Genomic DNA, 22,438 nt, shown 5'->3' with positions numbered 1-22,438 from the left:
GCCGAAGGGTACCAGTCGACCATGTGCGGACGTTTTGCCTTGACCGCGACACCGGATCGGACCGCCGCCTTTCTGGGCGTGGCGGGGCTTGAGGATTTCCCGGCGCGCTACAACATCGCGCCGACGCAGCCGATCCTGGTGGCGATCGCCGGTGCTCCGCGGGCGCCGGGCTCCAATCTGCCGGACCGCCAGCCGATGCTGGTGCGCTGGGGGCTGATCCCGATCTGGGTGAAGGACACCAGGGAGTTTCCGCTGCTGTTCAATGCACGCTCGGAAGGGGCCGCCGAAAAGGCCTCGTTCAAGGCCGCCATGCGCCATCGTCGTGCGCTGGTGCCGGCATCCGGCTTTTACGAGTGGCGGCAAACCAGGGGCAAGAAGGGGCAACCTTATTGGATACGGCCCCGGCATGGCGGAGTGGTCGCCTTTGCCGGATTGATCGAGACCTATGCCGAGCCGGGCGGTTCGGAAATGGACACCGGCGCCATCCTGACCGTCAATGCCAATGCCGACATCGCCCACATCCACGACCGTATGCCGGTGGTGATCGATCCCAGCGACTTTGCCCGTTGGCTGGATTGCCGCACGCTCGAGCAGCGCGATGTCGCCGACCTGTTGCGGCCGGCGCAGCCTGATTTTTTCGAAGCAATTCCCGTGTCCGACCTCGTCAACAAGGTCGTCAACACCGGACCGGAGATTCAGGAGAGGGGCGAGATCGGGCCGGAGCCCGAGAAGGTTCAGGCGCCAGAAGCCCGGCGCGGACGATAGTCAGATGACACTGTTTTAGAGGCGCAAGTCGGCTTTGGAGGCACATGTCAGCGCTATGTCGCCGGCCCCTCCGGGCCGGTCGCGCACCAGTTCAGGCAGCGCGAGGCGATACGATCTTCTGCGCCGGCTTTTTCTTCTTCGCGGTATGGAGAAGGGCGGCGACGATCGCTGCCGGGCCGATGGCGCGGTAGTGGCTGGCAAGCGCCGGTTGCTTGGCGCGGTTGGATTCCTGCTTGGTTCGGGGCATGTCTCTCTTCCCAGGTAACATTTTCGTGTCTGCCGTTTGATGGCCGATTCTGACCAAATCGTGACGCCTGCTGAACTAGTCGACGAATGTTTCATCACTGTGCCGACATGTTTAATAAAATGTTTCGGCGCGCCTTTACCTGTGATCCAACGACGTTTTTGCCGAAAGTAGCGACTTGACGGCAACACCTGCCAAGGCGATAAAGCCGCCCATGAAAACGTCTTTCGCCATTTGTGGCATTTGCATTATTGGCTAGCCTCGCGCTGGTCCGGACGTTTTCGCCTCATCTTCCCCAGATTGGACAAACGCCCCGGCCAGCAGGCTGGAGTCTGTTTTGCGCCTCGGCGGGCGCCCGGCTTCAGTCAAAACATAACGAACCGGGAAGGCACGAATGTCTGACGCATCGCATGGCCTGCGCCTCTACAACACGCTGACGCGAACGAAAGAGGATTTCGTCCCGATCGATCCGCGCAATGTGCGCATGTATGTCTGCGGCCCGACGGTCTACGACTTTGCCCATATCGGCAACGCCAGGCCGGTGATCGTCTTCGACGTGCTGTTCCGCTTGCTGCGCCATCTCTATGGCGAGGCGCACGTCACCTATGTGCGCAACATCACCGACGTCGACGACAAGATCAACGCGCGCGCCCTGCGGGACTTCGGCAGCGAGATCGCTTCCGGCGCGCTCTCGCTCAACGAGGCGATCCGGCGGGTCACCGAAAAGACGGCAGACCAGTTCCACAAGGATGTGGCCGTTCTCGGCTGCCTGGAGCCGACGGTCGAGCCGCGCGCCACCGAATTCGTCGAGCCCCGCGCTGACGGCAAGGCCGACATGATCACCTTGATTCAAAGCCTGATCGGACGCGGCCATGCCTATGTCGCGGCGGGTGAAGTGCTGTTCGACACCGCCTCGATGCCGGACTATGGACAATTGTCGAAGCGCAATCTCGACGAGCAGCAGGCCGGCGCTCGGATCGCTGTCGACGCGCACAAGAAAAACCCGCAAGATTTCGTGCTGTGGAAGTTGTCGTCACCGGAGGAGCCGGGCTGGAACAGCCCGTGGGGCAGGGGCCGGCCGGGCTGGCACATCGAATGCTCGGCGATGTCGGCCGCCTATCTCGGCGAGGTCTTCGACATCCATGGCGGCGGCCTTGACCTGATCTTCCCGCACCATGAGAACGAGATCGCCCAGTCGCGTTGCGCCCATGGCACCGACGTCATGGCCAATATCTGGATGCACAACGGCTTCCTGCAGGTCGAAGGCCAGAAGATGTCGAAGAGCCTCGGCAATTTCTATTCGATCAACGAGTTGCTGGAGACGGAGACTTTTGGCGGCCGCAAATGGCCGGGCGAGGTGCTGCGGCTGGCAATGCTGATGACGCATTATCGCGAACCGATCGACTTTTCCGTGCGCAAGCTGGAGGAGGCAGAGAACATGCTGCGCAAATGGAAACGGGCGGCGGATCTTGCGCCGGCCGCGGGGCAATTGCCGGTGGAGGTCATCGATGCGTTGACGGACGATCTCGCCACCTACGCCGCCTTCCAGGTCCTGACGCAGTTGGCCGGCGAGGCCGTGGACGGCAACGAAGCGGCGGCTTCGCTGAAGGCGTCGCTGCTGTTCCTCGGCTTCGATGTCGCCTCGGCCGACATTGATGAAGGTGGTGTTGCCGAGGCGATCGCCAATCGCCTCGCGCTCATCGCGTCGAAGAACTGGGCCGACGCCGACCGCATCCGCGACGAATTGCTGGCACAAGGCGTACAATTGAAGGACGGCAAGGACCCCGTCACCGGAGAGCGCGTGACAACGTGGGAGGTGAAGCGGTGAGGGTGGCGCTGGATACCAAGTTGGCGAAAGCGCCTGTGGCAGCCGATCTCCCCCCTTGCGGGGGAGATGTCCGGCAGGACAGAGGGGGGTGGGAAGGATCGCCAACCTCTCAATCCATTCCCATCGACAAACAGCTCACGGCATCGCCACAATTGGCTGATGGGCTGGAGGGACAGCACCCCCCTCTGTCCTGCCGGACATCTCCCCCGCAAGGGGGGAGATTGGCCATCATCCATGATTTCGCCAACCTTCAAAACGAGGGCGCCTGATGGGTCACGACCTCGTCCCGCCACGCCAGCGCAAGAACGCAAAATCCATGCGTCGTGTGATGACCGATGCCGAGCTGAAGCTCTGGAACGAGCTTCGCGCGCACAGGCTGATGGGATTGAGCTTTCGACGGCAGGTGCCGATCGGACCCTACATCGTTGATTTTGCCTGCTCGGACAAAAAGCTGATTGTTGAGGTTGATGGCAGCCAGCATGCGGATGCTGAGCATGTCGAGCGCGATGCAGAACGCAGCACCTTTTTGAAGGGCAGCGGCTGGACCATCCTGCGCTTCTGGAACGACGACGTCATTCGCGATATCGACAATGTCTGCCAGCACATCGTGATCGAAGCCGGCCTGGCCGGCGCTGAAATTCTGGCGAGCGAACCAGCAAGGGAGTCCGTACCATGATCGACCATCTCGGTATCACCGTTGCCGATTTCGATGCTTCGAAGGCTTTCTACGACAAGGCGATGGCGCCGTTGGGCGCTGCGCTGCTGTATATGGTGCCGCCGGAATACACCGGCGGCGCCAAGGTCGGCGGCTATGGCCGCGACCGGCCGGTGTTCTGGCTGAGTTCCGGCAAGGACAAGCCGAAAGACCACCAGCACGTCGCCTTCACCGCGCGCAGCCGCGCCGAGGTCGATGCCTTCCATGCCGCGGCACTTGCCGCCGGCGGCAAGGACAATGGCGGGCCGGGCCTGCGTCCGCACTATCACCCGAATTATTACGGCGCCTTCGTCTTCGATCCCGACGGCAACAATGTCGAAGCCGTCTGCCATGCCCCGGAGTGAACCGCGATGAGCCTCGACAACCGACCGATCTATACCGGCGGCTGCCAGTGCGGCGCGGTGCGCTTTCGCGTCGAGGGCGCGCTTGGCGACGCTTCGATCTGCCATTGCCGCATGTGCCAGAAGGCGTTCGGCTCGTTCTACGCGCCGCTGGTTTCGGTGCGCGGCGCAACGCTCGACTGGACGCGCGGTGAGCCCAAATATTTCCGCTCGTCCAGCCATGTCGATCGTGGCTTTTGCGCCAATTGCGGCACGCCGCTGACCTTCACCGCGCCGGACGGCGTTGGCCTCGCCATCGGCGCGTTCGACAATCCGGCGGAGATCGTGCCGCTGATCCAGTGGGGCACCGAGGCAAAGCTGCCCTATGTCGACACGATCCCGCAATTGCCGGGCGAGGAGACGATGGCGGACATGTCGTCGGCCCCCTATCTGGCCGATCTCGTCTCCTACCAGCACCCGGACCACGACACCGAACAATGGCCGCCGAAGGAAAGATCATGACCGAGACAATACGAACCGGCGGCTGCCAGTGCGGCGCGGTGCGCTTCCGCATCAAGGGGGCGCTCGGCCGGCCGTCGATTTGCCATTGCCGCATGTGCCAGAAGCAGTTCGGCTCGTTCTTCGGGGCGCTGGTGACGGTGCCCCAGGATGGCGTCGAATGGACCCATGAGGAACCAAGCTATTTCCAGTCGTCGGTCAACATCGATCGTGGCTTCTGCGCCCGCTGCGGCACGCCGCTGACCTATCGGCAGCCCGGTGGACTGGAGATCGCCATCGGCGCCTTCGACGACCGCTCCGATCTCGCCCCGCAAATCCAGGTCAACTACGCCGCGCGGCTGCCCTGGGTGGAGACGATCTTCGACCAGCCCATCCACCAGGACCCCGACTACTACGCCCGGCAGGAGCAGATCATCTCCTTCCAGCATCCCGACCACGAAACGGCGGACTGGCCGACCAAAGGTTTGCAGCTATGAGCAGCCGACTGCGCACCCTCTATCCCGAGATCGAGGCGTTCGAGTCCGGCATGCTCGATGTCGGCGACGGCCATCAGGTCTATTGGGAACGCTCCGGCACCAGGGGCGCCAAGCCGGCGGTGTTCCTGCATGGCGGGCCAGGCGGCACCATCTCGCCAAAACACCGGCGGCTGTTCGACCCAAAACTTTACGACGTCATCCTGTTCGACCAGCGCGGCTGTGGAAAATCGACGCCCAACGCCTCCCTGGAAGCCAACACGACCTGGCATCTGGTCGCCGATATCGAACGCCTGCGCGAGATGGCCGGCTTCGACAAATGGCTGGTGTTCGGCGGTTCCTGGGGCTCGACCCTGGCGCTTGCCTATGCCGAGACCCACCCTGATCGCGTCAGCGAACTGGTTGTGCGTGGCATCTACACGCTGACGCGTGCGGAGCTCGAATGGTATTACCAGTTCGGTGTCTCGGAAATGTTCCCGGACAAATGGGAGCGGTTCCTGGCGCCGATCCCGGAGGCCGAGCGCGGCGACATGATGGCGGCTTACCGCAAGCGGCTGGTGGGCAGCGACCGCAAGGCGCAGATCGAGGCGGCTCGGGCCTGGAGCCTGTGGGAAGGCGAGACGATCACGCTTTTGCCCGACCCCGAAACCAGCGGGCCTTTCGGACAGGACGACTATGCCGTCGCCTTTGCCCGTATCGAAAACCACTATTTCGTCCATGCCGGCTGGCTGGAAGAGGGGCAGTTGCTGCGCGATGCCTGGAAATTGAGGGATATACCCGGCACCATCGTGCATGGCCGCTACGACATGCCGTGCCCGGCGCGCTATGCCTGGGCGCTGCACAAGGCCTGGCCGAAGGCGGATTTTCACCTGATCGAGGGCGCCGGTCATGCCTATTCGGAGTCGGGCATCCTGGGTCAGTTGATCAGGGCGACGGACAAGTTTGCGGGCAAATGACCATGACCCGCGAGCGCCTCTACCTCTTCGACACCACCTTGCGCGATGGCCAGCAGACACCAGGCATCGACTTCTCCGTCGAGGACAAGATCGCCATCGCAAAATTGCTCGACGCTTTCGGCCTCGACTATGTCGAGGGCGGCTATCCCGGCGCCAATCCGACAGACACCGCCTTCTTCCAGGAGAAGCGCACGGCGCGCGCCAAATTTGTCGCCTTCGGCATGACCAAGCGGGCAGGGGTGTCGGCGTCTAACGATCCTGGCCTTGCAGCCCTTGTGCAATCGAAGTCGGACGCCATCTGCTTCGTCGCCAAGAGCTGGGACTACCACGTCCGCGTCGCGCTCGGCTGCACCAACGAGGAGAACCTCGACGCCATCAAGGCATCCGTCGAGGCGGCGATCGCCGCCGGCAAGGAGGCGATGGTCGATTGCGAGCATTTCTTTGATGGCTTCAAGGCCAATCCCGACTACGCCCTGGCCTGTGCCAAGACGGCCTTTGATGCCGGCGCGCGGTGGGTGGTGCTGTGCGACACCAATGGCGGCACGCAGCCGTCGGAAGTTCGCGCCATTGTCGAGCAGGTCATCGGCTCAGGCATCCCCGGCGGCAATCTCGGCATCCATGCCCATGACGACACCGGCCAGGCGGTCGCCAATTCGCTGGCCGCGGTCGAGGCCGGCGTGCGCCAGATCCAGGGAACGCTCAACGGCATCGGCGAGCGCTGCGGCAACGCCAACCTGATCTCGATCGTGCCGACCTTGGCGCTGAAGCCAGCCTTCTCCTCCCGCTTCGAAACAGGTATTTCGGCGGAAGCCCTGACCGGCGTCTCCAGGCTTTCCCGCGCTTTCGACGAGCTCCTGAACCGCGCTCCGGAAGCGCAGGCGCCCTATGTCGGCGCCTCGGCCTTCGCCACCAAGGCCGGCATCCATGCCTCCGCACTGGCCAAGGAGCCCGCGACCTATGAGCACGTGCCGCCGGAAGCGGTCGGCAACCGCCGCCGAGTCATGGTCTCGGACCAGGGCGGCAAGGCCAATTTCCTCGCCGAGCTGAAGCGGCGCGGGATTGATGTGCCTAAGGACGACCACCGGCTCGATGCGCTGATTGCCGTGGTCAAGGAACGCGAGGCCGAGGGCTATGCCTATGAAGGGGCTGACGCCAGCTTCGAACTTCTGGCGCGCAAGATGCTGCACGGCCTGCCGGAGTTCTTCAACGTCACCTCGTTCCGCTGCATGGTCGAGCGCCGCTTCGACGCCAACGGCCAGTTGAAGACGGTGTCCGAGGCGATCGTGAAGGTGCTGGTCGACGGCGAGGAGAAGATGTCGGTGGCCGAGGGGCATGGCCCGGTCAACGCGCTCGACATTGCCCTGCGCAAGGATCTCGGCAAATTCCAGAACGAGATCGCCGACATGGAGCTTGCCGACTTCAAGGTGCGTATCCTCAATGGCGGCACGGAGGCGATCACCCGCGTGCTGATCGAATCGCATGATGGTACCGGCGCGCGCTGGTGGACGGTCGGCGTTTCCGAAAACATCATCGACGCTTCGTTCCAGGCGCTGATGGACTCCATCGTCTACAAGCTGATGAAGAACCGCGAGATGGCCGGGCTGGTGGCGGCGGAGTAGGGTTGAACCATCAACGAAAGTCCGTTGATCCATCAGAACTTTGTGATGGTCTTGGCAAGGCGGCTGGGCCATAGCGTTGGCCCATGGCCCCTGAAGCAACTGCCCTGGACACCGATTCAAAGGCCCGCCGCGGCTTTCTTTTGGCGCTGGGCGCCTATCTGCTGTGGGGATTGCTGCCCTTCTACATGAAGGCGGTCGCCCACCTGCCGCTCGCCGAAGTCATTGCCCACCGTATCGTCTGGTCGGTGCCCATCGCCGCGGCCGTGCTGGTCTGGGCCGGCCGCACGGCGGATTTCAAGGCGGCACTTCGGTCACCCCGCACCATCGCCATGGCCGCGCTGACGGCGGCGCTGATTTCGGTCAACTGGGGCATCTATGTCTGGGCGATCGCCGTCGACCGCACCGTCGAGACCGCGCTCGGCTATTACATCAACCCACTGGTCAACGTCGTCGTCGGTGCGCTGCTCCTGGGCGAGCGTCTCGACCGGTTGCAGATCGCGGCGGTGGTGCTGGCGGCAGTCGCCGTCACGGTGCTGACCATCGAGGGCGGCAAGCTGCCCTGGGTGTCGCTGGCGCTGGCGTTTTCCTTCGCCGCCTACGGCTTCTTCCGCAAGACGCTGCCGATCGGCCCCAGCCAGGGCTTCCTGCTCGAAGTGCTTTTGCTGTCGGTGCCGGCCCTCGGTTACATAGCCTACCTGATCGCGACCGGGCAGGACCACATCGTGTCCGGCAGCGGTGCTGATACGGCATTGCTGATCGGCTGCGGTCCGGTCACATCCGTGCCGCTGCTGCTGTTCGCCTTCGGTGCCAAGCTGCTGCGCCTCTCGACCATCGGCATCATGCAGTACATCGCGCCGACCATGGTGTTCCTGATCGCGGTCTTGATCTTCAACGAGCCTTTCGGCACCACCCAGGCCGTCGCCTTTGCTCTCATCTGGGCGGCATTGGCGATCTATTCCTGGTCGATGCTGACGAACGCGCGCAAGGCTTCTATCCGGTAAGGAGTTTCGATGTACCTGCTGCACATCGCCAACAAGAACTATTCCTCATGGTCGCTGCGGCCATGGGTGCTCATGCGCGAGCTGGATATTCCGTTCGAGGAGCGGCTGACGCCATTTCCGACCGGTTCGAGCTGGGATCTCTACCGACCTTTCTCACCCAGCGGCCGGGTGCCCTGCTTGATAGACAACAGCCTGGTCGACGATGGCTGGGCGGTCTGGGATTCGCTTGCCATCGTCGAGTATCTGGCAGAGCGTCACCATGGCGTTTGGCCCGTTGAGGCCAAGGCGCGCGCCTGGGCGCGCTCGGCTGCCGCCGAAATGCATTCGAGTTTCACCGCACTGCGCGGCGCGTGCCCGATGAGTTGCGGCGTACGCGTCAAACCGTTCCCGATGTCCGATGCGCTGAAGCAGGATCTCTTCCGCCTCGGCGACCTATGGAACGATGGCCTTGCCCGTTTCGGCGGGCCGTTTCTCGCCGGCGCACATTTTACCGCCGTCGATGCCTTCTTTGCCCCGGTGGCGTTCCGGGTGCAGTCCTATGGGCTCACCTTCGAGGGGGCGGCTGCGGCCTATGCGGCACAGCTCCTCAATCTGACGGCGATGCTCGAATGGTATGCGGCCGGCCTTGCCGAGACCTGGCGCGACCCGGACCACGAGGCGGAAATCCGTGCCGCCGGGACCATCATCGAGGATCTTCGCGCTTCGGCATGAACAGTCGCCGGGCTGCGGTTACAGCCCCCGGCCAAGCCGCCTGACGAACAGATAGGTGGCTGCCGCGATAAACACCGAGACCGCTGTCACCACCCAGAAACCCATGGGCGTGTCGACCAAGGGCAGCCCGCCGACATTCATGCCGAACAGGCCCGAGATGATGGTCATCGGCAGCAACACCGCCGTCATGACAGAGAGTACATAGAGCAACTGGTTCGACTGCATGGTCAGCTTGGCCATCAACTCGTCCTGCAACAGCCGTGTGCGCGCCTGCAACTGCTCGCCGTCATGATAGAGCGTATGCGCCCGCTGCGAGAGCCTGGCCGCCATGTCGTTGATCGGGTCAGGCAGCTCGTTGCGATGCGAATGGTCGAGATGCCGGAACAGATTGGTGATCGTCGCCATCTGTCGATGGATCACCACCAACTGCCGGCGCGCCTCGACCAGCGCCTGTCGCTCATTGTGCCATGCATCGCGCACGACGCGGTCCTCGATGCCGTCGAGCGTGTCGCCCAGCTTGCCGAGCTCGACCGACATGCCGTCGAGAGACTGGCCCGTGACCGCCTCGATCAGTTCCGCCGGCGAGCGGAATTTCCGCGATCCATTCTCCACCGCCTTGCGGACGGCATCGACCGATTCCAGCGGCTGCTTGCGAGCGCCGACCAGCATCGTCTCGTTGAAGGCAAAGCGGAAATGGACAAGCCCGCGCGCTTCCGAAAAGTCGTGTTTTAGGTCCGGCAGATCGCCATAGAGCCAGCCATCCTCGAAGTCGATGTGACAGCCATGGCTGGGGGCAAGGAAGGCGTCGCGCACCGGCCCCGGCAAAGCTTTTTCGGCGCCGATCTCCTGGCGTGCATGCAGGTCGGTGATCTGATAGCTGCGCCAGGTCCAGCACGCCTGTGCCGGGTTCTTGGTGCGCAGGCCATCGGCGGTGAAATGATAGATGAAGAACAGCCCGTGCTCGTCGGGCAGGTAAGGCGACAGGTCGGTGCCTTCCGGGGCAAGAGCGACATCCATGGGCAGTACCAGATGCAGTTTTCGGACATTGCGCCGCGTGGCGACGGCCTGACCGCGATGTCTAGCACGGACGAGTCCGCTTGCGTGTGACGGTTTCTTGACGGTCGATCACAGTCTGCCGATCACCGGCATCGCTTTCGATGTTGCCCGTCATCTGCGGCGCGCGAACGGGCCTAGAGCCCAACGCAATGGTGCGGTCAGCCGCCAACTGCGTGACGCGAGGATCGCGTCGCGTTCTGCGCGGAGAGCGTCTCGGTCGCGGACGAGCATGTCGCGTTGGAGGCTGAGATCGTGGTTGGTGCGAACAAGTGCGTCGTGGTCGAGTGCGAGGTCACGCGTCGTGACCGTCGGCTGCGGTTGTTCCTGCAGCGGCAGCCGGGCCAGGAGCCATTCGGAAATTGCTGCCGGGAGGGCCAGCGTTCCGTCCAATATCGGATTTGCCTCTGCCGATCCGGCGCTGAACAGGTGATGATAGTGGATGTGGACCAATCGCGCCGCGTCGGGTGCCGGCAACCCAGCCAGGTTGTTGAGAGGAAAATTGTGCGTATCCGGCAAAAGTCGCACGGAGTGGTTTCCCGCGACTGACGCCAGCGAGAAGGCGGCCTGGCTTGTACCCCAATAGGCGGTGGCCTCTCCGTGCAGAACCCCGGTCCCGGTGTTGTAGGTTGGCCCGTCAGCCCACGACTTCATGTCCGCGGCCACCAATTGTCTGAAAATGTCTTCGGTGTGCTGGAAAAGCCCACACGCCCTTTTTGCTACAAAAAGCCCGCCATTGTAGCTCGCCCGCACCGCCTGGCTACCGACCGTTGTGTGCACGATGGGCAGATGGTCATAGTCGACGCCTACAAGGGCGCACAACTTTCTCCAGTAGCTGTCGAAGGGGTCGCCAGGCCCCGTCGTGCACATTCCCTTGACGTCTACAGGGCGCGCGGCGGCCGAACTGGCGCCCAACGAAAAATCGGGCTCGGCGACAAATATTGTATCGCTGTCGAGCTGGATGATGATTGGCGGCCCCGGCCGACGTTCGACGTGAGCAAGCGCGTGAATGCGATACGACGTGCCATATTGCGGGTAGTAACTCTCGATCTCGATCGGCAGATATTCGACATCCATCTGCTCAAGTTTGCGCAGCGTTGATACGGATGGGCGATGGCTACTCCTGGGCGACACGACCGTTATCGGGCACCGCGAATAGGCACCGGCGAAACATCGTATGCTCTCGCACAGCAACAGGGCTTGCGCTTCGAGAATGCCCGCCTCGGCAATCAGCACAAATTCGACACTCTTTTCGGCGATGTCGCGCGCCTGGCCAGCCTCCCGCGGCAGGGCCGGCACACCCGGCGAGGGCGCCGGTGAAGGCTCTATTTTCGCGGCTTCGCCGAGCCATTTCCGGGTCGCGCGCAACCGGGCCTTCAGGCCAGCCGCCAGCCGCTTCATTGCCGCTCTCGTCGCGGCACGCCGGTCGAGCGGCCAACACAGGGAACAGACCCTCAGCATCTCGTGTATCCGCAACGGCGGACTGGCCAGCATGCGGGCAACGAGGCCATGTGCCAGTTGCCTGGCGGCATCCGCATCCTCGGCCCGCTCGAACGGCCGGGCGGCGGCGAGGAAGACGCGAAGCACGGCAAGCAGCTTGCAGTAGGCGGCGGCGCGCCGCTCGACGGCGATCTCATGCCCACGGATGAATTCGGTCATATCGCGCGCGAAGGCGTCGTCATAAAGATCGTAGGTCAGGCCGAGCTTGGCCCAGAGCGCCTCGCGGATCGGATGGGTTCGGTTGCGCGCGTTCTTCGAGTGCTTCGTGCTCAGCCCTTGCGTGTTCAGCCGGTAGCGCGTCAGCGGCTCGGCAAGGTTTCGCGCCCGGCACAAAGGCAGCAGGGCAAAACACAGATAGTGATCATGCGATATCCACTGATCGGCCTTGTAACCCCCGACGGCCTCGAAGCCGCTACGGCGATAGGCCATGGATGAATGATAGAATGGATTGTGGAACAGGATGGTCCACCGGATGGCAAGGTCCGTTTCGGGCATTAGCTGCCCGCCGACGACGCGGTCGGCTTCGTCGATCAGCGTTACCGCGTTTCCGACGAGGCCAAGGTCGGAGTCCTCGTCCAGCGCCGCGACCAGCCGCCCGACATGCGTCGGCTCGGCAATGTCATCGCAATCCAGACGCAGGATGATGTCGCCGCGGGCCGCCTCGATGCCGCGGTTGGCGGCGGCGGCTGGGCCAAGATTGGTCGGATTGGTCACGATCCGTATGCGCGGATCACGGCGTGCCAGTGCCTCGAAGACCACGTGGTCGCCCGTCGCGTCATCGACGATCACAAGCTCAAGATCGCGGAACTCCTGGGTTAGGATGCTGTCGACCGCCGCGTCGAGGAAGCGCTGGTCGGTGTAGACGGTCATGACGACGGAGGCGCGGGGAGCGAGATCTGTTTCCGTCTCGGGTCTGTTCTCCAAAGTTTGTCCCCCTGCCGATATTTCCCGATAGCCAACTCGCTCGCGAGCCGCAAACGGAAATCGCCACAGGACGAGTTTGCTCACCGTATCCGGCGAAAGTCTTGGAGGGAGGAGGCGGCAAGCCTTGCCGACCGCCGCTCCTCTTGCGCCTGTCAGCGCTTCGGGCCGAAGCCTGGATAGGGATTGAGCGGGACGATGGCGGCGATGTCCATCATGCCCGCCTTGACCAGCGGCAAGGTGGCGAGATGGTGGCGCACATCGGCGTCGCTGCCGGCCTCGAACATCATGCCGCTGCCCGGGATGTCGCCACGGTTCCACACCTGGCGCACCGCGCCTTCGGCATAGAGCGTGCGCCGTTGCTCGGCCTCGCCGGGCAGCAGCGGCGCGAAATCGGTATCGCTGAACTTTTCAGTGTTGCGGGTGAGAAGGGCAAAGAACTGCATGGCGGTCTCCTTTGGTTGGGATGACCCGACTATCGCCGCGGCTAGCCAGACTGTCCAAGACTGAATAGGATAAAGTTGAGACCGCGAAGGACTTAAAATCTTCGGAGAGAAAATGTTCGACCTGCGCCAGCTTCGCTATTTCGTCACTGTCGCCGAAACCGGCAATGTCGGCCGCGCCGCCGAGATGCTGCATATTTCGCAATCGCCGCTCAGCCGGCAGATCATGCAGCTCGAGGAGCAGCTTGGCGTTCCCCTGTTTGAAAGAGCCAGGCAACGGGTCCATCTCAACGCCGAGGGCCGCGCCTTCCTCACCGAGGCCCGCTCGCTGCTGTCCAACGCGGGACGATTGGAGGAGTTCGGCCGCAACCTGGCCAGCGGCGCCGTCGGCCGTCTCGCCATCGGCTATGTCGAAGGCGCCGTGCATGCCGGGCTTGTCGCCGGGATGCTGCGTCAGTTCCGCCGCGAACGGCCGGATTTTCACCTGCAGTTGCGAAGCCTGCGGTCGGCGGCGCAACTGGAGGGGCTGCGGCAGCGCTCGCTCGATCTGGGCTTCGTCTATTCGCCGCCGGCTGACGATGACCCGGACATCGCCACGATCGCGCTGCGCCATGAACCGCTGGTGCTGGCGATCCCCGAAGATGATCCGCTTGTAGAGTTGTCGGACATCAGGCCGCACCACCTCGACGGCCGCGTCTGGATTACCGTCGTGCGCCAACCCGACGACACCAACCGTGGCCAGTTCCTGGCTGCTTGCGCCAAGGCCGGCTTTTTGCCCGACATCGCCTACGAGACTGCCGATCCGTTGACCTCACTCGGCCTGGTCAGCGCCGGCCTTGGCCTGGCCACGGTGCAGGCCAGCCTGCGTGCCGCCGCACCGTCACGGATCGTGTTTCGCGACCTGCCATGGTTCGAGCGAACGGTTTCCGTCCATCTTGCCTGGCGGCGCCACGACCGCCGCGCGGTGATCGCCGGCTTGCGGCAGGCGGCGGGGGAAGAGGGCAGGGCAGTAGCGCAGTAGGGCTTTACCTCAGGCAATCTACATACTGCCTTACTGCCCTACTCCCCTACTCCCCTACTCCCTTATTCCCCTACATCTTGTCGATCACCGACTGCATGCCCTCGGTCGGGGCGTCGACCGAGGAGCCTGCCACCATGATGGCGGCGACGATTGCCTCGGGATCGTTGACGACCAGCGGCTTGACCCGCTGCGCGGTGTGGATGAAGCCCTCGGCGGCCATGTGGTCGAGCAAGGCCAGCATCGGATCCCAGAATCCGCCGACATTGCCGAAGACGATCGGCTTGCGGTGATGGCCGAGCTGGCCCCAGGTCATGACCTCGACGATCTCCTCGACCGTGCCGATGCCGCCCGGCAGCGCCACAAAGGCGTCGGATTTTTCGAACATCCTGTGTTTGCGCTCGTGCATGTTGTCGGTGATTACGAGTTCGTCGAGCCGGTCAAGCGCGGTTTCGGTCGCCTCCTTGTTGATCAGGAAGCGCGGAATGATGCCCGTCACCTTGCCGCCGGCACGCAAGGCGCCCTCGGCGACGGCGCCCATGATGCCTTTGGTGCCGCCGCCGTAAATCAGCCTGAGGCCGGAGCGCGCAATCGAGCGCCCAAGCAGGTGACCGGCCTTGGCATAGGTTTCATCGCGGCCCGGAGACGAGCCGCAATAGACGCAGACGGATCGAATCGTGTTCATACCGATGATTGGTGATTGGGTCTGAAAGCGGGGTCAAGCCCGGGGCGGGCTTTTTCTTGTCGGCTTTGGCAAAACAGGCTAGACCGGCATTAGGTGGCTAAGGGGTAGGGAAATATGGCAATTAATCCACTGAAGGCGTTCTTGTTCGCAGCGGGTGGGACCGTTGCGGCCGCAGGAACCGCCTATGTATCGGGCGCACTCGACCCATATCTCAATCGCACGCCACCGGCGGAAGTGGCAGCACTGACCCCACCCGCGGCGCCGAAACCAGCCGATCCCGGCACGGAAGCGCGGCTGCCGCCAGCGGCGGTGCCGGCCGCTCCCGGCGCGGCCCCTCAGGCGACGGCCCCGGCCGCACCGGCAACGGATGCGACGGCTCCAGCCGCGCCCGCAACGGATGCGGCGGCACCGGCTGCGGCCGGTCCGATCGTGCCGTCCTTCGATGTGGTGCGCGTCGAGAGCAATGGCTCGATCGTCATTGCCGGCAATGCGGCGCCCAATTCCAAGGTTGAGATCCTCAACGGCACCACCGTGCTCGGCTCGACGGTCGCTGGCCCCGATGGCGCCTTTGTCATCGTGCTCGACGATCCGCTGAAACCCGGCGACTATACAATCGCATTGCGCGCCACCACCGGCGATGTCGTGACCGCCTCGGCGCAAACCGCAGTCGTCTCGGTTCCCAAGGATGCGGCAGGCCAGGTGCTGGCCATGGTCGAAGAGCCAGGCAAGCCGGCCGAACTGCTGACCGTTCCGGCGCCCGAGACAAAGCCGGCCGCACCGGCCGCTGGCGACCAGGCTGCCGCCCCGGCGGCTCCTGCGCCAGCCGTGGTTACGGCAGCACCCGCTCCGGCGGCACCAGCTACGCCGCCCGCCGGATCAGTGGCCGAACCGAAGATCGTCGTCGAAGCGGTCGAAATCGACGGCAAAAAGATCTTTGTCGCCGGTCTCGCCGATGCCGGCCGCAAGGTGCGCGCCTATGCGAATGACATCCTGCTCGGCGACGCGAAGACGTCGCCGGACGGCCATTTCCTGGTCGAGGCGACGCGTGACATTCCAGTCGGCAGCTACACCATCCATGTCGATGGCCTCGATGCTGATGGGGTGACAGTTGTGGCACGCGCCGCCGTACCGTTCGAGCGCGAGCCGGGTGATTCTGTCGCCGCCGTGGCGCCCGCCGAAGCAAAGCCGGCCGTGCCTGCCGTCGCAGGCGCCGCTCCGGCGGAATCCGCATCGGCTCCTGCTGCACCGGCCGCCGAGGCTCCGGCCACGACGCCCGCTCCCGCCACCGACGCTGCAGGAGTTGTGGCTGCGGCAACGCCGCCAGGCGATGTGCCCGAGACGGTGGCGCCCAAGCTCGAGCATGCCGGCAGTGCCGTCATCATTCGCCGCAACGATACGCTTTGGCGGATTTCGCGGCGCGTCTACGGCCATGGCGTGCGCTACTCGACGATCTACCTCGCCAACCAGGATCAGATCAGCGATCCCGACCGCATCTGGCCGGGGCAGGTGTTCAAGGTCCCGGAAAAGTCGAAGGAAGGCGAAGCCGCCGACCTCAAGGCGATGGGCGAGCAGGCGACGACGGCTCCGCCCAAGACCAAGTGATTGTATTGAGCGCGCTCGCCTCCACCGCGAGGCGAGACGCCTTCGACTGAGTCCCTGCACAAGAAAGGACTTCTGGTTCGGTGTTGAACCAGCCGGCGGTGTCGCTCGGGCTGGTGACCCAAACCTGTTTCGTCATCAATCCCCGGCGCTTCGGCCGTGATCGGTTTCGGCGTCCAACAAATAGCCGAGGACGAACATGCCGATTGGGCGCTATAATCGGCGCGCAGTCAGAAACAGGACTTATAAATGAGAAAAGGCGACTTCAGCGAGTTGGCCATGTTTATCGCGGTCGCCGAAGAGGGAAGCTTTACACGTGCCGCCGCGAAGCTTGGCCTGTCCCAGTCGGCACTCAGCTATGCCGTCCGCATGCTCGAGGAGCGGCTCAAAGTCAGATTGATCTCGCGAACGACACGCAGCCTGTCGTTGACCGACGCAGGAGAAAGGCTGCTTCACAGCCTGCGTCCGGCATTCGACCATATCGACAATGAAATCGCTCAGCTCATCGCCCTTCGTGACAAGCCTGCTGGCACGATCCGCATCACCACCTTCCGCCATGCGGCAAGAACGGTGCTATGGCCCGTCCTGTTGAAGCTCCTGCCGGAATATCCGGACATCGCTGTCGAGATCAATGTCGATGAAGGGCTGACCGACATCGTCGCCGGTCGGTTTGACGCGGGCATCCGCGTCGGCGAGCAGGTCGAGAAGGACATGGTTGCGGTCCGGGTGAGCGCGGACATCCGCATGGCGGTGGTCGGCTCCCCAACGTATTTTGCCACTCGCGAGGTTCCCCAAACGCCGCGCGATTTGAGCAACCACAATTGCGTCAGCTACCGGCAGAGCGCAGGGGGTGGGCTCTATGCCTGGGAGTTCGAGCGCGACGGCGTCGAGCTTGAGGTCCGGGTTAACGGGTCGCTCGTCATCAACGACAACGAGATGCTGGTTAACGCTGCCCTCGGCGGACTGGGGCTGGTCTATACTTTCGAGACGCAAATCACCCAGCATGTTGCCGATGGACGCCTCATCCGTGTGCTGGAGGATTGGTGCCCGCCATTCTCCGGCTACCACCTCTATTATCCAAGCAGACGACAACAAACCCCGGCCTTCGCAGTCTTGGTCGAAGCGCTCCGCTACAAAGGGTAGTGGTTTTCGACTGACGATGACGCATTTATCAATCCCATTTCTAAGTTCATGCAGATAATAGCGTCTAATCAGGATAAGCTGCGCGGTCTATCTCCTGTCCATCGAAGACAAGGAGTTGGATATGAGCAAGGTCTGGTTCATCACGGGTGCCGGCAGCGGCATTGGCGCCGCCACCGCCAGGGCGGCACTGAAGGCAGGCGATCGGGTGATCGCGACTGGCCGCAATCTCGACAAGGTCCGCAATGCGCTGAGCGATGTCGCAGGCGACAGGCTCGTGTGCGTCCAGTTGGATGTCGCCAACGAAGCACAGGCGAAGGCTGCGGTTGACGAGGCGATGAAGGCCTTTGGACGCATCGACGTTCTGGTCAACAATGCCGGCTACAGCCTGCTTGGCAATTTCGAGGAGTTGAGCACCGCCCAGATCGAGGGACTGATCTCGACAAATCTGTACGGCGTCATCCACGTCATGCGTGCGGTCCTTCCAGCCATGCGCAAACAACGCTCGGGCCGGATCATCAACATCAGTTCGCTTGCCGGCATAATGGGCTTCAAGCATTGCGGCGCCTACAGCGCTGCCAAATTCGCGGTCGAAGGCCTTTCCCTCTCGGTGGCGCAGGAGGTCGAACAGTTCGGCATCAAGATCGTGGTGGTCGCGCCGGGCTTCTTCCGCACGGACCTCCTCGATGTGCAGAACGCCAAATACAGCGCCAGCACGATCCAGGACTACGCCGCTGAAGGCACCGCCCAAGACATGTGGTCGGGCTATGACGGCAAGCAGCAAGGTGATCCCGCCAAGCTCGGCGCTGTCTTCGTCAAACTTGCCGGGATGGAGAATCCGCCGAGGCAGTTCCTGGCTGGCAGTGACGCCCTTGCAGCGTTCAATCCGGTCCTCGAAGGGCGTCTTGAGGAACTGCGCGCCTACGCGGACCTGTCCAGGTCGACGGACGGCTCATTCTAGGCCCCACAAAACCAAAGGAATTGCACAATGAAGACACTCGCCATCGCTGCGGTCGCAGCCACGGCCGCCACCATCGTTCTTGCCGCAACAGGCTATGCGCAGAACACACAGCCGCCCGGCTACATGATCGCCAACTACACAATCAAGGATCAGGCGGGCTACCGCAAATATATGGAAGAGGCGGGTCCGCTTGCCCCGAAATATGGCGGCAAGATCATCGTCTTCAACCTCAACGCGAACGCGGTGGAAGGCCAGCCGAAAAAGGTCATGGCCATAGCCGAGTTTCCGAGCCTGGCCGACGCCCAGCGCTTCTACAATTCGCCCGAATATACGGCCGCGAGGAAGTTCCGCGTTGCCTCGACCGAAGGCACGGTTGTCATCACGGAAGGTTTTGTCCCTCTGCAGCCATAACGGGCGAACAGGGCGGGAAACACCGAGTGCGTCCTGGCCTCAAATCCCAGCGGACATCGACATCTCAACAACCATCAAGGAGGCCCACATGGGCAACCAGCGCGACAATTCTGTTCAGCAGGAAGGCGCTCTCTCGAATGACCGCCGACAGCTTCTGAAAGCCGGGGTGGCGCTTGCCGCTTTCCCTTTCATCGCCGCCTCATCCTCAGTTGCGACGGCTGCGGACAATCAAACGCAAACAGGTGCAACCATGACAGATGCCAAATCCGAAGAGTTCATCAATGGCCTTGCCGATTTGATGGCACATTCAACCCGCACGCCGATCCTGAGGTGGCCGAATGAATACGGCATGGAATACGAGGAGATCTTCTTTCCGGCGATGGATGGCGTGACAATCGAGGGCTGGTTCATCCCTGCCCAGTCAGACAGGTTGCTCATCTTCAATCACCCCATGCCCTGCAATCGCTACGGCTATCCGGGGCATCTGGAGCCGTGGAAAAATTTTGGCGGCTTCGAAGTGAATTTCCTGCCGGAATACAAGCTCCTGCATGATGCAGGCTACAACATCGTCACCTACGACATGCGCAACCATGGTCGCAGCGGGACGGGCAGCGGCGGCATTAATGGCCACGGCGTGCTGGAATATCGCGACGTCATCGGATCGCTGCGTTACGCGAAATCCCGGCCCGATACCAAGGACATGAAGACGGCCCTTTACAGCCGTTGCCTGGGAGCCAATGCCACCATCGTGGGCATGAAGAAGCATCCGGAGGAATTCAGACACATCAAGGCGATGATCGCCTTGCAGCCTGTCACGCCTGCGGTATTCGTGGAAACAGCTGTCGAAAACCAGAAAATCGCCAATGGCCTTGATCTGTTCGACGTGGCCTTTCACAAGCGGACCGGCTTCCACCTCGCCGACGTCTGGCCGATGGACTATGCCAGGGCAGTGACTGTTCCGACGCTCGTCGCCCAGGTCCGCAATGATTTCCTGACCAAGCCCTCCAATGTGCAGGAAATTTACGACACCATCTCCTCCGAGGACAAGAAACTCTTCTGGATCGAAGGGACAGACCAGCGTTTCGAAGGATATAACTACTTCGGAAAAAACCCCCAGCTGGTGCTCGATTGGTTCAGCTCTCACATTCCAACGGCCTAGCAGCCAAATCTGCCCAAAAGGGCAGCTTGCCGCAGAACCGGTCATCGTTTATCGCCGATGGACGATGACCGAATCCCCCTCCGAAACAGACGGATGCCGCTCCGCGCCGGCCAACTGCGCCCCGGACAGCCGCACCGTTGCCGCGCGGCTTGCCGCGTTATCCCACCCGGCACGCATCGAAATCATAAAGCACCTGTCAGCCAGCAACTCCTGTTGCTGCCGAAGTCGTCGATCGTTTCGATCTGGCGCAGTCCACCGTGTCACAACACCTGAAGATACTGGTCGAGGCCGGGCTGGTCCGCTTCGAGCCCGATCGCCAGCGCTCGCGCTATGCGGTCGACCACGCCGCGCTTGCCGATGTTTCCGCATCGGTCGCCGCGCTCGTCAATTCCTGCTGCTCCGGCCGCTGAAAATAAGAAGAAGGCACCAGAAATGGCCGAAAAAACCGTCTCCGACTCCTCGACCTTCAAGACGCTGCTCAATCTGTGGCCTTACATGTGGCCGGCGGATCGCGCCGATCTCCGGGCACGGGTCACCTGGGCAACGCTTCTCCTGGTCGTCGCCAAGCTGACACTGGTCGCCGGTCCCTATTTCTTCAAATGGGCGACCGACGCGCTGGCCGGCGACGCCAGGTCTGTGCCGCCGCTGCCAACCTTTCTGCTGGCACCCGTCATGCTGGTCGTCGCCTACAACGTCGTGCGACTGGTGCAGCTTGGTTTCAACCAACTGCGCGACGCACTGTTTGCCCGCGTCGGCCAGTACGCGGTGCGCCAGCTCGCCTTCCGCACCTTCGTCCATATGCATGAACTGTCGCTGCGCTTTCATCTCGAGCGGCGCACCGGCGGCCTGTCGCGCATCATCGAGCGCGGCACCAAGGGCATCGAGACGATCGTGCGTTTCATCATGCTCAACACCGCGCCGACCATCCTCGAATTCGCGCTGACCACCGGCATCTTCGCCTACACCTATGGCTGGAAATACGTCGTCGTCGTCGCGGTCACCGTCTGGGTCTATGTCTGGTTCACGGTGCGGGCGAGCGACTGGCGCATCGGCATCCGCCGCGACATGAACGACAGCGACACCGACGCCAACACCAAGGCGATCGACTCGCTGCTTAACTACGAGACGGTCAAATATTTCAACAATGAAGGCATGGAGGCCGAGCGCTTCGACCGCTCGATGGCGCGCTACGAGATCGCGGCGACCCGCATCTGGACTTCGCTCGGCTGGCTGAACTTTGGCCAGGGCATCATCTTCGGCCTCGGCACCGTCATCGTCATGTGCATGTCGGCGCTCGAAGTGCAGGCGGGCACGCAGACGGTCGGCGACTTCGTCTTCATCAACGCCATGCTGATGCAGCTGTCGGTGCCGCTCAATTTCATCGGCTTCATCTATCGCGAAATCCGCCAGGGGCTGACCGATATCGAGCAGATGTTCGACCTTCTGGATGTTCCGCAGGAGATCGTCGACAAGCCGGATGCCAGGCCACTCGCCGTCAGCGCAGGGAAGGTCGAGTTTCGCGACGTGCATTTCTCCTATGATCCGAACCGCAAGATCCTGAAGGGCATCAGCTTCGCGGTGCCGGCCGGCAAGACGGTCGCCATCGTCGGGCCATCGGGCGCCGGCAAGTCGACCATCTCCAGGCTGCTGTTCCGCTTCTACGACGTCCAGGGCGGCCAGGTGCTGATCGATGGCCACGACATCAGGGACGTGACGCAGGAGAGCCTGCGCGGGGCGATCGGCATGGTGCCGCAGGACACGGTGCTGTTCAACGACACTATCGCCTACAACATCCGCTATGGCCGCATCGGCGCCAGCGAGGAGGACATGCGCAAGGCGGCCGAACTCGCCCAGATCGGCCCGTTCATCGAGCGGCTGCCCGATGGCTACAAGTCGATGGTTGGCGAGCGCGGGCTGAAACTCTCCGGCGGCGAGAAGCAGCGCGTGGCGATCGCCCGCACCATTTTGAAAGCGCCGCCGATCCTGATGCTGGATGAAGCGACATCGGCGCTCGACAGCCACACCGAGCAAGAGATCCAGGCCGCGCTTGATCTGGTCAGTCGTGGCCGCACCACCATCGTCATCGCCCACCGGCTGTCGACGGTGATTTCCGCCGACGAAATCATCGTGCTGCAGGATGGCCAGATCGCCGAGCGCGGTACCCATGCCGAGCTGATGCGTAAGCACGGCCTCTACGCCTCGATGTGGGACCGCCAGCGCGAAGCGACCGAAGCCGAGGAGCGGCTGCGCATCGCCCGCGAGGGCGACGAGCTTGGCGTCATCGTCCGCCGCCGCACGTCGGAGGTGTCATAGCGGCGGCTCTCCTTCTCCCCTTTGTGGGAGAAGGGAAAGAATCCGCTTGACCTCAACTTTAGTTGAGATTGTAGGCCGTTCTTG

Annotated in this window: 21 protein-coding genes and 2 pseudogenes; 18 read left to right on the top strand and 5 right to left on the bottom strand. The window is 62.9% G+C overall.

Features of this window, described 5'->3' with window-relative positions; translation table 11 throughout:
• Window positions 1–21: 21 nt before the first annotated feature.
• Window positions 22–784: pseudogene (locus CGZ66_RS18950) on the top strand (SOS response-associated peptidase).
• A 72-nt stretch (window positions 785–856) separates the two neighbouring features.
• On the opposite strand, the gene CGZ66_RS18945 reads toward CGZ66_RS18950, so the two are convergent.
• Complete coding sequence (locus CGZ66_RS18945; RefSeq protein WP_095086527.1) at window positions 857–1,012, bottom strand: hypothetical protein; 156 nt, start codon at window positions 1,010–1,012, stop codon at window positions 857–859.
• A gap of 391 nt (window positions 1,013–1,403) precedes the next feature.
• On the opposite strand from CGZ66_RS18945, the gene cysS reads away from it, so the two are divergent.
• The 9 genes from cysS (at window position 1,404) to CGZ66_RS18900 (ending at window position 9,151) form a co-directional block, all read left to right on the top strand.
• Window positions 1,404–2,837: a cysteine--tRNA ligase gene (cysS, locus tag CGZ66_RS18940; protein WP_095086524.1), complete on the top strand. Its 1,434-nt coding sequence runs from the start codon at window positions 1,404–1,406 to the stop codon at window positions 2,835–2,837.
• A gap of 268 nt (window positions 2,838–3,105) precedes the next feature.
• On the top strand, window positions 3,106–3,513 hold the full coding sequence (locus tag CGZ66_RS18935; RefSeq protein ID WP_095086520.1) for an endonuclease domain-containing protein: 408 nt from the start codon (window positions 3,106–3,108) through the stop codon (window positions 3,511–3,513).
• Window positions 3,510–3,896 carry a VOC family protein gene (locus tag CGZ66_RS18930; RefSeq protein ID WP_095086517.1) on the top strand — a complete coding sequence of 129 codons (387 nt, stop codon included), beginning with the start codon at window positions 3,510–3,512 and terminating at the stop codon, window positions 3,894–3,896. Before CGZ66_RS18935 ends, CGZ66_RS18930 begins: the two co-directional genes overlap by 4 nt.
• A 6-nt stretch (window positions 3,897–3,902) precedes the next feature.
• Window positions 3,903–4,394, top strand: coding sequence for a GFA family protein (locus tag CGZ66_RS18925; protein ID WP_095086514.1), 492 nt, complete (start codon window positions 3,903–3,905; stop codon window positions 4,392–4,394).
• A complete protein-coding gene (locus CGZ66_RS18920) occupies window positions 4,391–4,867 on the top strand; it encodes a GFA family protein (RefSeq protein ID WP_095086774.1) in 477 nt (158 codons plus the stop codon). The genes CGZ66_RS18925 and CGZ66_RS18920 overlap by 4 nt, the downstream gene beginning before the upstream one ends.
• The gene (gene pip / locus CGZ66_RS18915; RefSeq protein ID WP_095086512.1) at window positions 4,864–5,820 is read left to right on the top strand and encodes a prolyl aminopeptidase; all 957 of its coding nucleotides are present in this window, start codon (window positions 4,864–4,866) and stop codon (window positions 5,818–5,820) included. Before CGZ66_RS18920 ends, pip begins: the two co-directional genes overlap by 4 nt.
• Window positions 5,817–7,439, top strand: coding sequence for a citramalate synthase (gene cimA, locus CGZ66_RS18910; RefSeq protein ID WP_206073727.1), 1,623 nt, complete (start codon window positions 5,817–5,819; stop codon window positions 7,437–7,439). The genes pip and cimA overlap by 4 nt, the downstream gene beginning before the upstream one ends.
• Before the next feature lie 83 nt (window positions 7,440–7,522).
• On the top strand, window positions 7,523–8,440 hold the full coding sequence (gene rarD, locus CGZ66_RS18905; RefSeq protein WP_095086509.1) for an EamA family transporter RarD: 918 nt from the start codon (window positions 7,523–7,525) through the stop codon (window positions 8,438–8,440).
• Window positions 8,441–8,449: 9 nt separating this feature from the next.
• Window positions 8,450–9,151 (top strand): glutathione S-transferase, encoded by a 702-nt coding sequence (locus CGZ66_RS18900; RefSeq protein WP_095086503.1) that lies wholly within the window; start codon window positions 8,450–8,452, stop codon window positions 9,149–9,151.
• An 18-nt stretch (window positions 9,152–9,169) separates the two neighbouring features.
• Here CGZ66_RS18900 and CGZ66_RS18895 read toward each other — a convergent pair whose 3' ends face one another.
• From CGZ66_RS18895 to CGZ66_RS18885, 3 genes are all read right to left on the bottom strand, one after another.
• Window positions 9,170–10,168 (bottom strand): transporter, encoded by a 999-nt coding sequence (locus CGZ66_RS18895; RefSeq protein ID WP_167392165.1) that lies wholly within the window; start codon window positions 10,166–10,168, stop codon window positions 9,170–9,172.
• A 150-nt stretch (window positions 10,169–10,318) separates the two neighbouring features.
• Window positions 10,319–12,628 (bottom strand): glycosyltransferase family 2 protein, encoded by a 2,310-nt coding sequence (locus CGZ66_RS18890; protein WP_143748787.1) that lies wholly within the window; start codon window positions 12,626–12,628, stop codon window positions 10,319–10,321.
• A gap of 152 nt (window positions 12,629–12,780) precedes the next feature.
• A complete protein-coding gene (locus CGZ66_RS18885; RefSeq protein ID WP_095086494.1) occupies window positions 12,781–13,071 on the bottom strand; it encodes a muconolactone Delta-isomerase family protein in 291 nt (96 codons plus the stop codon).
• A gap of 112 nt (window positions 13,072–13,183) precedes the next feature.
• Between CGZ66_RS18885 and CGZ66_RS18880 the strand changes: the two genes are divergently transcribed.
• A complete protein-coding gene (locus CGZ66_RS18880; RefSeq protein WP_095086491.1) occupies window positions 13,184–14,089 on the top strand; it encodes a LysR substrate-binding domain-containing protein in 906 nt (301 codons plus the stop codon).
• Window positions 14,090–14,159: 70 nt separating this feature from the next.
• Here CGZ66_RS18880 and CGZ66_RS18875 read toward each other — a convergent pair whose 3' ends face one another.
• Window positions 14,160–14,771, bottom strand: a complete 612-nt coding sequence (locus CGZ66_RS18875; protein ID WP_095086488.1) for an LOG family protein — start codon at window positions 14,769–14,771, stop codon at window positions 14,160–14,162.
• A gap of 114 nt (window positions 14,772–14,885) precedes the next feature.
• Here CGZ66_RS18875 and CGZ66_RS18870 point away from each other — a divergent pair, with 114 nt between their 5' ends.
• The 7 genes and pseudogenes from CGZ66_RS18870 (at window position 14,886) to CGZ66_RS18840 (ending at window position 22,354) form a co-directional block, all read left to right on the top strand.
• Window positions 14,886–16,373 (top strand): LysM peptidoglycan-binding domain-containing protein, encoded by a 1,488-nt coding sequence (locus CGZ66_RS18870; RefSeq protein ID WP_095086485.1) that lies wholly within the window; start codon window positions 14,886–14,888, stop codon window positions 16,371–16,373.
• A 246-nt stretch (window positions 16,374–16,619) separates the two neighbouring features.
• A complete protein-coding gene (locus CGZ66_RS18865; protein ID WP_095086482.1) occupies window positions 16,620–17,513 on the top strand; it encodes a LysR family transcriptional regulator in 894 nt (297 codons plus the stop codon).
• A gap of 121 nt (window positions 17,514–17,634) precedes the next feature.
• A complete protein-coding gene (locus CGZ66_RS18860; protein ID WP_095086479.1) occupies window positions 17,635–18,471 on the top strand; it encodes an SDR family oxidoreductase in 837 nt (278 codons plus the stop codon).
• A 27-nt stretch (window positions 18,472–18,498) separates the two neighbouring features.
• Window positions 18,499–18,882, top strand: coding sequence for a DUF1330 domain-containing protein (locus CGZ66_RS18855; RefSeq protein ID WP_095086476.1), 384 nt, complete (start codon window positions 18,499–18,501; stop codon window positions 18,880–18,882).
• A gap of 88 nt (window positions 18,883–18,970) precedes the next feature.
• Window positions 18,971–20,041, top strand: coding sequence for an alpha/beta hydrolase family protein (locus CGZ66_RS18850; RefSeq protein WP_095086473.1), 1,071 nt, complete (start codon window positions 18,971–18,973; stop codon window positions 20,039–20,041).
• A 64-nt stretch (window positions 20,042–20,105) separates the two neighbouring features.
• Window positions 20,106–20,451 (top strand): annotated as a pseudogene (locus CGZ66_RS18845) (ArsR/SmtB family transcription factor).
• A gap of 22 nt (window positions 20,452–20,473) precedes the next feature.
• Window positions 20,474–22,354 (top strand): ABCB family ABC transporter ATP-binding protein/permease, encoded by a 1,881-nt coding sequence (locus tag CGZ66_RS18840; protein ID WP_095086470.1) that lies wholly within the window; start codon window positions 20,474–20,476, stop codon window positions 22,352–22,354.
• Window positions 22,355–22,438: the final 84 nt, after the last annotated feature.

The sequence above is a fragment of the Mesorhizobium sophorae genome (assembly GCF_002270415.1).
GTDB classification, from domain to species: Bacteria; Pseudomonadota; Alphaproteobacteria; order Rhizobiales; family Rhizobiaceae; genus Mesorhizobium; species Mesorhizobium sophorae.
Note: the sequence above shows the minus strand (reverse complement) of the source record. Positions and strands in the feature narration are given on the sequence as shown.

What these genes read in the sequence shown, in the direction of transcription:
- CGZ66_RS18945 (WP_095086527.1), bottom strand. Translation starts at nt 1,012, where the DNA reads ATGCCCCGAACCAAGCAGGAATCCAACCGCGCCAAGCAACCGGCGCTT.
- cysS (WP_095086524.1), top strand. Translation starts at nt 1,404, where the DNA reads ATGTCTGACGCATCGCATGGCCTGCGCCTCTACAACACGCTGACGCGA.
- CGZ66_RS18935 (WP_095086520.1), top strand. Translation starts at nt 3,106, where the DNA reads ATGGGTCACGACCTCGTCCCGCCACGCCAGCGCAAGAACGCAAAATCC.
- CGZ66_RS18930 (WP_095086517.1), top strand. Translation starts at nt 3,510, where the DNA reads ATGATCGACCATCTCGGTATCACCGTTGCCGATTTCGATGCTTCGAAG.
- CGZ66_RS18925 (WP_095086514.1), top strand. Translation starts at nt 3,903, where the DNA reads ATGAGCCTCGACAACCGACCGATCTATACCGGCGGCTGCCAGTGCGGC.
- CGZ66_RS18920 (WP_095086774.1), top strand. Translation starts at nt 4,391, where the DNA reads ATGACCGAGACAATACGAACCGGCGGCTGCCAGTGCGGCGCGGTGCGC.
- pip (WP_095086512.1), top strand. Translation starts at nt 4,864, where the DNA reads ATGAGCAGCCGACTGCGCACCCTCTATCCCGAGATCGAGGCGTTCGAG.
- cimA (WP_206073727.1), top strand. Translation starts at nt 5,817, where the DNA reads ATGACCATGACCCGCGAGCGCCTCTACCTCTTCGACACCACCTTGCGC.
- rarD (WP_095086509.1), top strand. Translation starts at nt 7,523, where the DNA reads ATGGCCCCTGAAGCAACTGCCCTGGACACCGATTCAAAGGCCCGCCGC.
- CGZ66_RS18900 (WP_095086503.1), top strand. Translation starts at nt 8,450, where the DNA reads ATGTACCTGCTGCACATCGCCAACAAGAACTATTCCTCATGGTCGCTG.
- CGZ66_RS18895 (WP_167392165.1), bottom strand. Translation starts at nt 10,168, where the DNA reads ATGGATGTCGCTCTTGCCCCGGAAGGCACCGACCTGTCGCCTTACCTG.
- CGZ66_RS18885 (WP_095086494.1), bottom strand. Translation starts at nt 13,071, where the DNA reads ATGCAGTTCTTTGCCCTTCTCACCCGCAACACTGAAAAGTTCAGCGAT.
- CGZ66_RS18880 (WP_095086491.1), top strand. Translation starts at nt 13,184, where the DNA reads ATGTTCGACCTGCGCCAGCTTCGCTATTTCGTCACTGTCGCCGAAACC.
- CGZ66_RS18875 (WP_095086488.1), bottom strand. Translation starts at nt 14,771, where the DNA reads ATGAACACGATTCGATCCGTCTGCGTCTATTGCGGCTCGTCTCCGGGC.
- CGZ66_RS18870 (WP_095086485.1), top strand. Translation starts at nt 14,886, where the DNA reads ATGGCAATTAATCCACTGAAGGCGTTCTTGTTCGCAGCGGGTGGGACC.
- CGZ66_RS18865 (WP_095086482.1), top strand. Translation starts at nt 16,620, where the DNA reads ATGAGAAAAGGCGACTTCAGCGAGTTGGCCATGTTTATCGCGGTCGCC.
- CGZ66_RS18860 (WP_095086479.1), top strand. Translation starts at nt 17,635, where the DNA reads ATGAGCAAGGTCTGGTTCATCACGGGTGCCGGCAGCGGCATTGGCGCC.
- CGZ66_RS18855 (WP_095086476.1), top strand. Translation starts at nt 18,499, where the DNA reads ATGAAGACACTCGCCATCGCTGCGGTCGCAGCCACGGCCGCCACCATC.
- CGZ66_RS18850 (WP_095086473.1), top strand. Translation starts at nt 18,971, where the DNA reads ATGGGCAACCAGCGCGACAATTCTGTTCAGCAGGAAGGCGCTCTCTCG.
- CGZ66_RS18840 (WP_095086470.1), top strand. Translation starts at nt 20,474, where the DNA reads ATGGCCGAAAAAACCGTCTCCGACTCCTCGACCTTCAAGACGCTGCTC.